Source organism: Arcicella aurantiaca, assembly GCF_003148625.1.
GTDB lineage: Bacteria > Bacteroidota > Bacteroidia > Cytophagales > Spirosomataceae > Arcicella > Arcicella aurantiaca.
In genome coordinates, this window is the sequence record NZ_QGGO01000012.1 from 23,162 (window position 1) to 36,842 (window position 13,681).

General features: G+C 35.9%; 10 protein-coding genes. 4 read left to right on the plus strand and 6 right to left on the minus strand.

What is annotated here, in order from left to right:
• Positions 1-41 precede the first annotated feature (41 nt).
• From LV89_RS12365 to LV89_RS12375, 3 genes are all read right to left on the minus strand, one after another.
• Positions 42-2,045, minus strand: coding sequence for a penicillin-binding transpeptidase domain-containing protein (locus LV89_RS12365; RefSeq protein WP_229201508.1), 2,004 nt, complete (start codon positions 2,043-2,045; stop codon positions 42-44).
• Positions 2,046-2,138: 93 nt separating this feature from the next.
• Positions 2,139-2,501 carry a DUF1304 domain-containing protein gene (locus tag LV89_RS12370; RefSeq protein ID WP_109743212.1) on the minus strand — a complete coding sequence of 121 codons (363 nt, stop codon included), beginning with the start codon at positions 2,499-2,501 and terminating at the stop codon, positions 2,139-2,141.
• A gap of 328 nt (positions 2,502-2,829) precedes the next feature.
• Positions 2,830-3,036 carry an AtpZ/AtpI family protein gene (locus tag LV89_RS12375; RefSeq protein ID WP_109743213.1) on the minus strand — a complete coding sequence of 69 codons (207 nt, stop codon included), beginning with the start codon at positions 3,034-3,036 and terminating at the stop codon, positions 2,830-2,832.
• 275 nt (positions 3,037-3,311) lie between these two features.
• Here LV89_RS12375 and porW point away from each other — a divergent pair, with 275 nt between their 5' ends.
• The 3 genes from porW (at position 3,312) to LV89_RS12390 (ending at position 9,038) form a co-directional block, all read left to right on the plus strand.
• Positions 3,312-5,456, plus strand: a complete 2,145-nt coding sequence (gene porW, locus LV89_RS12380) for a type IX secretion system periplasmic lipoprotein PorW/SprE (RefSeq protein WP_109743214.1) — start codon at positions 3,312-3,314, stop codon at positions 5,454-5,456.
• A 210-nt stretch (positions 5,457-5,666) separates the two neighbouring features.
• Positions 5,667-8,018 carry a penicillin-binding protein 1A gene (locus LV89_RS12385; protein ID WP_109743215.1) on the plus strand — a complete coding sequence of 784 codons (2,352 nt, stop codon included), beginning with the start codon at positions 5,667-5,669 and terminating at the stop codon, positions 8,016-8,018.
• Between the two features lie 3 nt (positions 8,019-8,021).
• Complete coding sequence (locus tag LV89_RS12390; RefSeq protein WP_109743216.1) at positions 8,022-9,038, plus strand: GntR family transcriptional regulator; 1,017 nt, start codon at positions 8,022-8,024, stop codon at positions 9,036-9,038.
• A 123-nt stretch (positions 9,039-9,161) separates the two neighbouring features.
• Here the strand turns inward: LV89_RS12390 and xylA are convergent, their stop codons facing one another.
• Both xylA and LV89_RS12400 read right to left on the minus strand, forming a co-directional pair.
• Positions 9,162-10,493 carry a xylose isomerase gene (gene xylA / locus LV89_RS12395; protein WP_109743217.1) on the minus strand — a complete coding sequence of 444 codons (1,332 nt, stop codon included), beginning with the start codon at positions 10,491-10,493 and terminating at the stop codon, positions 9,162-9,164.
• A 162-nt stretch (positions 10,494-10,655) separates the two neighbouring features.
• Positions 10,656-11,531, minus strand: coding sequence for a helix-turn-helix domain-containing protein (locus LV89_RS12400; protein WP_109743218.1), 876 nt, complete (start codon positions 11,529-11,531; stop codon positions 10,656-10,658).
• Positions 11,532-11,729: 198 nt separating this feature from the next.
• Here LV89_RS12400 and LV89_RS12405 point away from each other — a divergent pair, with 198 nt between their 5' ends.
• A complete protein-coding gene (locus LV89_RS12405) occupies positions 11,730-12,449 on the plus strand; it encodes a 3-keto-disaccharide hydrolase (protein WP_109743219.1) in 720 nt (239 codons plus the stop codon).
• A gap of 404 nt (positions 12,450-12,853) precedes the next feature.
• On the opposite strand, the gene LV89_RS12410 is transcribed toward LV89_RS12405, so the two are convergent.
• Positions 12,854-13,573, minus strand: coding sequence for a pirin family protein (locus LV89_RS12410; protein WP_109743220.1), 720 nt, complete (start codon positions 13,571-13,573; stop codon positions 12,854-12,856).
• Between the last annotated feature and the right edge of the window lie 108 nt (positions 13,574-13,681).

Here is a 13,681-nt window from a genome sequence, read left to right on the forward strand (position 1 = left end):
CAACCAATAACTAATAACCAATTAACCAATAACTATTTCCTTTACCTCTTCGGTTTCATCGGAATTTTAAAGGTATTTGGTTTTTCTGCCCCCATGAGTGGTAAAGTTTGTGGGGTTGTTAAAAACAATTCTTCATCTACTTTTTTCACAACACTGTCTTTCTTAGCAGAAGGGTTTTTAGAATTGTCTGATTTGGGAGTAGTTCTAATTATATTGATTGGATAGCCCTTATTCATCCATTTTGTTTCAATGGCTTTTCTGTCAGAATGCCCTTTAATGTATTTTTCAACACATAATGAAGCAATTGGAGCTGCATGAGCCCCACCAGAACCTGCATTTTCGACAAAAACAGCAATGGCAATTTTAGGATTTTCTCTCGGAGCAAAAGCTATAAAAATGGAGTGGTTTTCTCCGTGTCGGTTTTGTGACGTTCCTGTTTTTCCACACATCTGAATATCACTCAAACGTCCGTCTCCCGAAACTGTACCATTATTAACTGCCGCAACCATTCCACCGATAACGGTTTCAAAATGACGGCGGTCAATGCCTACGGAAATTTTTTCTTTATATTTTTCGTCAATATCCCCAACTTTCCCAATTCCTTTGACTAAGTGTGGGCGATAATACCAGCCTCTATTGGCAATAATTGCTGCTACATTTGCCATTTTCAGAGGATTTACAATAATTTCTCCTTCTCCAATACTATTACTGGCAATATTTGAAAACTTCCAACGAAGCGGTGCTTTTTCTTGCCCTCCGTACATTTTATCATAATACGGAACATCGGGCAATTTTCCTTTTTTCTCATTCGGAAGGTCAATTTCTAAAGATTGTCCTATACCGAATTTAGCAACCATTTCGTCCCATTTTTCTAAACCTACTGCCGATTTTTTAAAAACATTGGTTTCATTGTTCTTATAAATCATTCGTTTGTAAGTCTGGTAAAAATATGGGTTACAAGAATACTGAATGGCTTTTTGTACATCACTTGCTACGGGGTGATTGTGGCTACAATTTATTGGAGAGCCGCCATGCCCAAAACCTGTTCCTGCCGAAATAGCCCCCATTTGCAAAGCAACCAATGCTTGGATAATCTTAAATGTTGAACCTGGTCGATAATACGCACTTGGTGGACGATTCAACAACGGATGTAATGGATTTAGATTTAAGGTTTGGAAGTATTTAGAGTACGTTCTTCCCGATAACAAACTTGGGTCATAAGTTGGAGCAGAAACCATCGCTAAAACTTCACCTGTTGAGGGTTCAATGGCTACCACACTACCTACTTTGTGTTGCATCAAACTATCTGCATAGGCTTGCAAATTGATGTCGATAGACGTAATTAAATTTTTACCAGCAATAGGGTCTTTATCAAAAGCACCGTTTTTAAACGCACCTTTTTCAACACCCCGACTGTTTACCATCATGTATTTAATGCCTCTTTCTCCTCTGAGTTTTTCCTCATATTGGCGTTCCAAACCTGTAACGCCTACATAGTCACCCTGACGATAATAGTCGTCTCCAGTTTCCTCTTGTTTCAATAAGCGTTCTGGACTGATTTCCCCAACATATCCTAAAGCATTAGCCATAGCTTTCGAGTCGTAGGTACGTAAAGCACTAACCTGAAAGTCGAATCCAGGATAATCAACCATTGCATCTTGTACACGAGCATAGTCTTGTCGAGAAAGCTGACGTAACATCAATGACGGACGAACGGGAGAGTAAATTCTGGCAAGATGAGTAAGGCTGTCAAACTCAGGGCGAGTAATACCAAAAATCTCACAGAAACGAAGCGTATCTGCAACTTTTGCTTTTTTGGGCGTAACATACAAATCATAAACAACGGTATTGCTTACAATCAGTTTTTTGTTTCGGTCATAAACCAAACCCCGAAAAGGTACTTGAATCAACTTTCTGATGGCATTATTTTCAGCATCAAGTTTATAAGTTTCGTCGATGACTTGTAAATAGAATAATCTGCTAACGTAAATCAACGCTATCAGAATAAAAAATCCTTGAATAAATCGTTTTCTAATCTCTTCCATTGGGGAACGAGTAATTGGGTAAAAGATGGATGAGTAATGGGTAATTAATAATGGACAATGAGCAATTAGTAAAGTGAGTAATTATCAATTAATCTATCTCAACAACGTCAAAGCTAAAGCAATAATTGCAGGCATTGCTTGCGTAAAAAATATTGATTTTTGTGCTGTCAAAGCACCGTAAATTCCTGCCACGATAATACAACCTAAAAAGAAGCAAGCCACATTGACGCTCCATTGTGAGTCGGTAATTAATAAAGACCACACAAGTCCTGCTCCCAAAAAGCCATTATACAATCCTTGATTTGCCGCTAAACTTTTGGTTGGCACAAACAAATCTTTCGGAAAACCTTTAAATATTTTTGGACCTTTGGTTGTCCAAGCAAACATTTCAATATACAAAATATAAAAAGCCTCTAAGGCAACTAAACCAATAGCGATTTCAGAAAGTATTTTCATTTTTTTAGGGGATTTAGGGGGGTAAGAGTTAAGAGGTAAGAGTTAAGAGTTAAGAGTTAAGAGTTAAGAGTTAAGAGTTAATTTTTCCCTTACTCACAAACTTATCACTCATAAACTCACAAACTTATCACTCATAAACTCACAAACTTATCACTTATAAACTCACAAACTTATCACTCATAAACTTATCACTCATAAACTCACAAACTTATCACTCATAAACTCATAACTCATAAACTCACAAACTTATCACTCATAAACTCACAAACTTATCACTCATAAACTCATAAACTTATCACTCATAAACTCATAAACTCACAAACTCCCATCACTCCTTCGGTAATCCTTTGATAAATAAGTACATTCCTGCAAAAATGAAAAACAACGAACACCCAACAGTAAACCACGGCGTTTGCATTTTGAATTTTTCATCCAACCAAGTACCCAGATATACGCCAATGACAATCGTCACGAGCATCTGCATTCCTGCCCCTGCATAACGTGCATATTTATTGGGAGTATTATTTTGTTCCATTTTACAAAAATAAACCTTTGTTAGCACAATAGAAATATTAGACAAGATAGTTTTTTGAAGAATTATTTTCAAGGTAAAAAAGCAGTCAAAAAACCATATATTTTGCTCTGATTGTTTAATTTTCAATCAATTATAACCTTGTATTTGAATTCTTATTCCTTTGGCATGGAAACTGATACTATTTTTGTGTAAAATTGCGTTTTAAAATTACGGTTAGTTAGCCGTTTTCTCTTTGTGCCTCTGTGCGACTGTCACCTTGTGCCTCTTTTCAAGAAATGAACAAAAAATACTTTCTATACATAGCCATCATTTGTGGAATCCTTTTGGGATGTTCACAATATAGCAGTTCGCCTTTAAGCGTTGGTTTTCACAATGTTAATGCAAAATACAATGCTCTTATTCAGGCTAATGTAAAAATGCAAGAGGCAGAAAAAATCCTTTTTGAGGCACATAAAGACAATTATTCTCAACAATTACCAATCTTAATTCCGATTGACTCCAACTCAGCAGGGTCTGTTAGCGAACAATTAACATCCATTATCAAAAAGGCATCCTTAGTTGCTGAACGTCATCAAAATTCAAAATGGTTGGATGATGCCTATGTTCTTATCGGAAAGGCTCGTTTGATGAAAGCTGACTATAAAAATGCGATTGAAACTTTTAAATATGTGAATACCAATGCCACGAGCGACAAAGCACGTGATGCGGCACTTATCGGACTTATGCGTGCATACGTTGAGCAAGGCGAGTACCAAACAGCATTGAGAGTTGCAGAATTATTGAGAGAAGAACCTTTGGACAAAGAAAATACTCGTGATTTTTATTTGACAAAAGCATATTTACACCAACTAAAAGGCGAATACGAAACCTCCGTTGCCATTATTGAAGAAGCCTTGCCATACATGAAAAAGAATGAGCAAAAAGCTCGTGTATTGTACGCAGCGGGACAAATGTATGAAGGATTAGACGAAAAAGATGCCGCTTCTGAAATGTATTTGGCAGTCAATAAAAGTCGTCCATCTTATGATTTAGGATTTTACGCAAAACTTAATAATGCTTTAGTATTAGGACAAACAGAAGGTTTTGAAAAACTTTTGAAAGACTCTAAAAATAAAGATTTGCAAGATAAAATCTACGAAGCGATGTCGATGGTAGAAATGCGAAAAGGGAATTCAAAAGATGGCGTGAAATTATTACAAGCCTCTGCCCGCAATAGCCAGAATTTGCAACAATTACCTTATACTTTCCTGAAATTAGCTGATTTGTATTACAATAAAATGGGCAATTATGAACTGGCAGCAGCATATTACGACAGCACGGCTTCATTATTACCTCCGCAAGACCCTGCTTACAAACGAGTGCTTGAAAAGCAACGTTCTTTGGGTGATTTTGTTAAACAATTCACCATTATCAAAACGGAAGATTCTTTGCAAAAATTAGCTAAAATGAATCCTGCTCAATTAGATAAGGTTTTAGAAAAAATAGTTTTAGACAGAAAAGCAAAACAACAAGCCGATTTACGTAAAGCTCAAGAAGTGGTAAACAGAGGCATACAACAACAGGTAAAATCAAATACCGATGTTTTTACTGACCCTAATAAAACCTCTTGGTATTTTACAAATCCCATTGCTCAACAACAAGGAAAAACCTCCTTTACAACTGTTTGGGGAACAAGAACTTTGGAAGATAACTGGCGAAGAAAAAGTAAAGACAATGTCATGAGTTTTGACAGCCCCGCCAACAATACACAGGCAAATAATAACAATACAAGTTTAAGAAACCTTAGTGTTCCACAAGATTCAGAAAACAAAGCAGACATAACAGAATTAAAAGCTAAAATTCCATTTTCGGCAGAGGCTTTAGTGGCATCTCAAAAACGCAAAGAAGAAGCCTCTTTTGAATTAGGGAAAGTCTATAAATTCAAATTAAATGAGCCACGAAATGCCGTAATTACCTTTGAGCATTTTTTGAGTGATTATCCAAAATCATCGCACGAACCAGAAGCCTTATATTTACTGTGTTTATTGAATGAAGATAATCCCGCAGGAAAAGAAACGTACAGAAAAAGGTTGATGAAAGATTATGAAGACTCCTATTTCGCTCGATTATTAAACCGAAATACCAACGAAACATTAACGACAGGCAAAGAGTCGGAAGCTCAAAAACTTTATGCAGAAGCTTATGATTATTACACCCAGAATAATTTTACGGATGCACAAACGTTTGTTGATACAGGTTTAAAACAATATCCAAACAGTCAAATTGAAGATAAATTTGTATTCTTAAAAACAATGCTTTTAGCCAAAACACAATCATCAGAAGTTTATCAAAAAGCATTAAAAAATTTCATTACCGATTATCCTAAAAGTCAATTAATTGCAATGGCAAAAGAACGCTTACAAGCTGCCGAAAAAAAATAGCATTATTCAGATAATTATAAAAACACACATTTAGGGCTTAGGTATTGGTCAATGAGGATTTCTCCGTTGTTCAATGTCTAAGCCCTAACATCTATCTTGACTATAAGAATTGTCATTTAATATTTCTAAATTTGTATAATCGAGCTATTTCAAATATTTTGTATAAAAATAGCTTTCCCTAATTCTAAAAATCCTTACAATTTATATAGTATGATTCAATTACAAAAAGGTAAATATCAATCCATTATAGCTAAAATTTGGCAATGGTCTGGCTTTGGTCTGGCTTCATTTTTATTATATATTTTAGCCGTTCAGTTCAATTTCCTTTGGTTATTTGGTGGTATGCCCAGTTTACAAGAATTGGAAAATCCCAAGAGCCAAGTTGCCTCAGTTTTATATTCCGAAGATGGTGTAGAATTGGGCAAATATTTCCGTGAAAACCGTTCACCTGTTGAATACGAAGAACTTTCTCCTAATTTAATCAAAGCTCTTATTGCTACTGAAGATGCTCGGTTTACGCAACATTCGGGGATAGATTTACGCTCTACATTCAGAGTAATTACACACTTGGGAAGTGCAGGGGGTGGTAGTACATTATCTCAACAATTAGCCAAAAATTTATTTGATACCCGCCATAGTGCCGAAGAAGACAACACAGAAGATGGAACAAGTTACAAAGGAATTTTAGCCAAAATTCCATTAATCAGAACCGTTATTGCCAAGACCAAAGAATGGATTTTGGCGGTACGTTTAGAAAGCCGTTATACCAAACAGGAGATTTTAAAAATGTACCTCAACGAAGTATCATTTGGTAATAATGCCTATGGAATTAGAGTAGCTTGTAAAACGTATTTCGGAAAAGATGTCAATAATGTAACTGAAAAAGAAGCCGCAACTTTAATTGGAATGTTACAAAATCCTTCACTTTATGACCCACGTCGTCATCCAGAACGTTGTGTAACTCGTAGAAATGTTGTGCTTGGACAAATGTATCGTTATGGTTATATCGACAAAGAAGAAGCCATTGATTTACAAGAAAAAACACTTGGACTTAATTTCAAAGTAGAAAATCAGAATACTGGCGATGCTCCATATTTCCGTGAAGCCCTTAAAAAACAATTGCAGAATGCTTTAGCAGACATCAATTCAACTCGTGATGATAACGATAAATTGAACCTTTATACCAGTGGATTAAGAATTTACACGACCATAGATTCAAGAATGCAACAATACGCTCAGGAATCTTTGGACGAACACATGAAAGACCAACAAAAAAAGTTTTATGCTCATTGGAAAGGGCGTAATCCTTGGGTTGATGAAAAAATGCACGAAATCAAAGGTTTTTTGAAAGATGCTATGAAACGTACTCAACGTTATAAATCTTTGATGGAAGAATATAACGGCGATGAAGAAGCTGTTTGGAAAATATTGAAAACGCCTGTGAAAATGACCGTTTTTTCATGGCAAGGCGACCGAGACACAACACTTTCACCTTTGGATTCGATGAATTATTATAAGAGAATCTTAAACTGTGGTTTTATGGCGATGAATCCAAACGATGGTCACGTAAAAGCATGGGTTGGCGGTATCAATTTTAAATTTTTCAAGTTCGACCACGTTCGCCAATCGAAACGTCAACCAGGTTCAACATTTAAGCCATTTGTATATGCGGCGGCATTGGAAAACGGTTCTGCAAGCCTTTGTGAAAATGTAGTAGATGAACCCGTAACTTTTGGAGCTGAAGATGGATTAGTTGGCAAAACATGGACTCCGCAAAACTCAGAAGGACGATATTCTTATGCAAGCATGAGTTTACGTCACGCTATGGGGCTTTCGATTAATTCGGTTTCTGCCAAATTAATGAAGGCTTTAGGCCCAGAAAAAGTAGCAGAATTTGCCCACCGTGCAGGAATCCAAAGTACATTAAATGAAACGCCTGCTTTGTGTTTGGGTGCAAGTGAGGTCTCCGTTTATGAGCAAGTGGCAGCATATTGTACTTTCATGAACGAAGGTGAAAGAATTGACCCAATCTTGATTTTAAGAATTGAAGATAAAAACGGCAACGAATTAAAGCGTTTTGAAACTACTTCTAAAAAAGTAATCAGCTCGGAAACTGCCTACCAAATGACCCACATGTTGAAAGGAGCAATCCAAGAATCTGGAGGAACGGCACAAGGTTTGAACCGATATAATTGCACTAAAGAAAATGACATTGGAGCAAAAACAGGTACAACTTCCAATTATTCAGATGGTTGGTTTATGGGGGTAACTCAAAACTTAGTGGCAGGTGTTTGGGTTGGTGGCGACGACCGCAGTATTCACTACCGTAGTTTATCGCTTGGACAAGGAGCAAAAATGGCAATGCCTGCCTATGCTATGTTTATGGATAAAGTTTATGCCGATAAATCTTTAGCCATTGCAGGTTTCAAAAAAGAGCCTTTCCGTAAGCCAGAAGGTGCCGACTTGGGCTGTAATTCAAGTTATACCATCAGTACAGATTCAACGGGAATGCAACAGCCAACCGCCAAACCAAAAGAAGATGAGGAGGGCTTTTTGAAGTAGATAATGAAAAAGCCACTACAAATAGAACCTAATTCTCAAACACCAAAATACCAGCAAATAACTGATGAAATCATTGAAAGAATTCAGCAGGGTGTTTTGAAAAGAGGTGACCAATTACCTACTATCAATGAGATTACGAGTTCGTTGGGTGTTGCCCGCATGACGGTTATTCGTGCGTATGAGGAATTGCGTGAGCGAGGCATTGTAGCTCCACAACATGGAAAAGGCTACTATATTATTTCTACCGATGTTCAAGCAAAAATGCACGTTTTTGTCTTGTTCGATGCAATGAATTCCTACAAAGAAGCTCTTTTTCTTTCGCTTCGTGAAGCTCTTGGCGAGAAGGTTTCTATTGATTTATACTTTCATTATCACGAATTGAATGTATTTGAAAATGTGATTGTCAATAACCTTGGCAACTATCATTTTTACATCATCATGCCTCACTTCAATGAAGACGTTTCTGAAATTGTGAAGCAGATTCCGAAAGATAAATTATTGATTTTGGATATTGATGTAGAACAATTAGACGATACGTATCCAACGCTTTATCAAGATTTTGAGCAAAACTTTTATCAAGGACTAACCGACGCTTTGCCCCAAATCCAAAAATATAAAAGCCTAACTTTATTTTTGAGTAAAAATCAGTTTCAATATACTCCAAAAGGGATTTTGAAGGGTTTTCTAAAATTTTGCGAAGCCAATCATATCAAAAATGAAGTGGTTGATAGCTTAGTTTTTGAATCTTTAGCAGAGGAAAACGCTTATATTTTATTCTTAGAAAATGACCTTGTTCGCTTTGTAAATTATGCAAATAGGAAGGGATTGAAATTAGGAAAAGACATCGGACTTTTGTCTTACGACGATACGCCCATCAAAGAGATTTTAGCAGAAGATGGCATCACTACCATTTCAAATGATTTTGTGGAAATGGGAAAATTAGCAGGCAGAATGGTTCACAATAAACAAAAAGGAAAAGTAAGAAGCGAAAGCAGATTGATTGTGAGAGGGTCTTTGTGAGTTAGCAGTTAGCAGTTAGCAGTAAAAAAGCCAGCTTGGGGATTGTTAGTTCCACAAACTGGCTTTTTTAATACTTTTTTATTTTCGGTTACTGTTAACTGCTAACTGTTTACTGTAAACTGACTAAATGTATTGATTAACAATATTTTCGAATAACTCCTGTTTTCCGCTTGTTTGAGCAGGTTCGCCAGCTTCGAAAGCGTAGTTTCTCAAGTCTTCTAAAGTCAAGATTCCTGATTCATAATCAGCACCTTTTCCTGCATCAAACGACGCATAACGGTCTTTGCGAAGTTTCTTATATGGAGATTTTGTTAAAATATCATCTGCGATAACCAATGCACGAGCAAAAGCGTCCATTCCACCGATATGTGCCAAGAAAATATCATCTAAATCAGTAGAATTTCTACGAGTTTTAGCATCAAAGTTGATACCACCGTGCGTAATTCCACCCGCTTCTAAAATAATCAACATTGATTCTGTCAATTCATTTAAGTTTGTCGGGAATTGGTCAGTATCCCAACCATTTTGGTAATCTCCACGGTTAGCATCAATACTTCCTAAGAAACCACTATCAGCTGCAATTTGCAATTCATGTTGGAAAGTATGACCCGCCAAAGTAGCGTGGTTTACTTCGATATTCAACATAAAATCGTTTTCTAAACCGTGTTCTTTCAAGAAACCAATTACTGTTTCAGAATCGTAATCGTATTGATGTTTTGTTGGTTCACATGGTTTTGGTTCGATAAAGAATTTACCTGTAAATCCATTTTTACGAGCATAATCACGTGAAATTGTTAAGAATTTCGCTAAATGAGCTTTTTCACGCTTCATGTCAGTATTCAACAAAGTCATATAACCTTCACGACCTCCCCAGAATACATAGTTTTCTCCACCTAAAGCAATTGTTGCATCAATCGCATTTTTCACTTGCGTACCTGCATGAGCCAACACATTGAAATCTGGGTTGGTAGAAGCACCATTCATGTATCTCGGATTAGAGAAAACGTTGGCAGTTCCCCACAATAATTTCACACCACTAACTGCTTGCTTTTGTTTAGCATAGTCAACAATAGCCGCCAAATTACTTTCGTATTCCGAAAGAGAATTTCCTTCGTCAACCAAGTCAATATCATGGAAGCAGTAATATGGAGTACCTAATTTTGTCATGAATTCAAAAGCAGCATCCATTTTATCTTTTGCACGCCCAACAGCATCATTTTTAGCGTCCCATGCAAATTGTTTTGTTCCCGGTCCAAATGGGTCAGCACCTGTTCCGCAGAAAGTATGCCAGTAAGCCGTTGCAAAACGCATGTGGTCTTTCATTGATTTACCTGCCACAATACGGTTTTCGTCGTACCATTTAAACGCTAAAGGATTGTCAGATTCTCTACCCTCAAACTGAATTTTGCCAATGTTTGCAAAATATTCTTTGTCTCCTAACGTGATGTTTGCCATTGTTTTGAAATGTTGATTGTTTATTTTTTGAATGTTTTAATCAAGTGTTCTATACTGTTCTATAAATTTAAAACAAAAGTATAATTTGTTCTAAGAAAATCAAAATAAATTCATTGAATTTTATTGATTTTCTTCAATTTGCGTAAAATGAAAACTTGGAATTTATGCCTTTTGCTTTATTTGCCATTCATATCTATATGCTAAGGGAGTTGTTCCATTAAAACGCTTAAACATTCGATTAAAAAAAGACTGACTCCCATAGCCTGATTCGTAAGCGATAGTTTCTATACTTTTATTGGTATGAGCCAATAATTTACAAGCATGAGCAAGCCTGTATTCATTCAATGCTTCTTTAAAGGTTTTTTGTGTATGTTTTTGGAAAAAACGGCAAAATGAAGAATCCGTAAAATGTAATAATTCTGCTACATTTTGACTACGAATATCGTTCATGAAATTATTGGTAATAAAATTGAAAACCTTATCAATACGCTCAATACTGAGTGAAGGAATGTGCGTATTTAAAGTGGCTTCTACACTTGTATAATTTTCATTCGACATTAAGTGCAAGATTTCAAAAAAAACTAATATTTGTCGAACAGGTTGAACACTAAAAAGCTCTTCAAAATATTTATGAAAAAAGTCGTGTTCTTCCTCCAATCGCAAAATTATTCCCTGTTTAGACGCTTTTAACATTTGTTCTATTTTATCAAATTCGGGAAATAGAACTGAAATATTATCCAGTTTCTCAGGCAAAACTTGCACAAGATATTCTTCGTAAATTTCATTCTCAAAGCCAAAATCAAAACAACGATGTGGTATATTTGAGTGCAATAAAATAATTACTCCATTCTCATAAGGTTTGACTACATTGGAAATATACAATCTACCTTTTCCTCTGGGTATATAAACCAATTCAATCTCTGGGTGAAAGTGCCATGCTAATTTTAAACACGGTGACTTTGCTCGTAAATGTTTTAACACTAACGAACTCCCATACTTAGCTGATATAACTTCCAATGCTATCTTTTTAGCCTTCATTTTTCCTTATTTTTTCAATAAATCTTCTATTCAGACAATTTAGTTCAAAATATGGAAAATCAAATTAAAGACTCTTGTTTTTATACAACTTTACTTTGCACTCATATTTAAACTTTCATGGAAGAACTTATACAATTAAAGTTATTTATCAAAAAAGAATTTCAAATAGTATTAACAGAGTCTCAAAATTAAATTAAAATGAAAAAAGTAATCACAACACTTTGCTTATTGATAAGCATTTTTAGTTCATTTTCACAAAATAGAACTTTAACAAACCAATTATCTACTAAGGAAAAAAAAGAGGGTTGGCAGTTGTTGTTTGATGGTAAAACAAGTAATGGCTGGCACTTGTACAACAAAGGAAAAGTCGCTTCGGCTTGGGTAGTTAAAAATGGAGAATTGAAGTGTGATGCCACGATTCTGGATGTAGAGCGTGAAGATTTAGTGACCGACAAAGAATTTGAAAATTTTGACTTAAAATTTGAATGGAAAATTTCAAAGGAAGGAAATAGCGGTGTTTTTTTTAATGTTGTAGAAAAGGAAGATGTTCCAAAGGCTTGGGCTTCTGGACCTGAATATCAATTATTAGAAAAAACTCACCATGATTACGCTTTTAGTACCAAAAAACGCTCAGGGTGTTTGTATGGATTTTATGAACAAAAGAATCCTGCTCCTGATAAATCAGCAGGACAATGGAATCAGTCTGAAATTAAACAAGTAAATGGAAAAATTGAGTTCTATTTGAATGGTGTTCTTACTGCAACAGAAGACCTAAACAGCGAAAATTGGAAAAGTTTGGTTGCCAATTCGGGCTTCAAGTCTTTCCCAGAGTTTGGAAAACATACTAAAGGACGTATTTCTTTACAAGATTGGTCTAAAGGTATTTCTTTCAGAAATATTAAAGTTAAAGAACTTTGAAATTGTTAATCTCGTCCTCGCTAACTCTGATTTGCAATCAGGCGTGAAGTGGTTTTGCATTGTTAAGGCTAAAAAGAGTGGTTCAAGCGAGGACGTTTGAACCAGAGATAAGAATTACTAACTCTTGAGTAGTTAGTAATTCTATGTCAAGCGAGGACGCCTAACCATAAGGAAATTGCGGCACAGTCGCCAAACCATTTATGCACTAATTGAAAATTAGTACAAGCGAGAGTTGTTCAAGCGAGGACGTTTGAACCAGAGGACAGAGCAGATTTTAGATGATAATGATAGAGAATAGATAGTAGAGAATAGGTTACAGAGCAGAATTTCATAGAAAAAATCTCTATCCTCTATCCTCTATCCTCTATCCTCTATCCTCTATCCTCTATCCTCTATCCTCTATTTTAAATTTCCATCGGAACGTCCATCAATAAAATTTGGGCATCGTCAGAATTGGCAGTGATGGTAATTTTATCAGTATCCCAAATTCCGAAACCGTCTCTTGTATTTAATAGTGTACCTTCAATGGTTACGTCACCTTTCAAAATAAAGGCATAAACGCCGTTTCCTGCTCGTTTGATGCTATATTCTGTTGAAAAATCTTTATCAAAATTCCCCATCGAAAACCATGCATCTTGGTGAATCCAAACACCTTCATCATCTGGATTTGGAGAAAGAACTTGCTGAAATTTATTATGACGGTCGTTTTCATTCAACGTAATTTGGTCATAACGTGGCGTAACATTTCTTTTATTTGGAAATACCCAAATTTGTAAAAACTTCACCAATTCATCTTGATTACGGTTGTATTCGCTGTGAGAAATACCTGTTCCCGCACTCATTATTTGAATATCTCCTTTTCTGATAACCGCCAAATTGCCCATACTGTCTTTGTGTTCGAGGTCGCCTTCTAATGGAATAGAAATAATTTCCATATTGTCGTGTGGGTGCGTTCCAAAGCCTTTTCCCGAAGAAACTGTATCGTCATTCAACACTCTCAAAACGCCAAAGTGCATTCTTTCTGCGTTACGATAACTTGCAAAACTAAAAGTATGAAAGCTGTTAAGCCAACCGTGATTAGCGTGTCCACGTGTTTCTGCTTTATGAATTACTGTATTTGCCATGATTTCTAAATCTGTTAAATGGTTGAATTTTTGTCGAGGGTAAGAAAATGCCTATGTCCTAAAACCTAAACCCTTTTACCTTTTTGACGATACAAAGTTGGTACATTC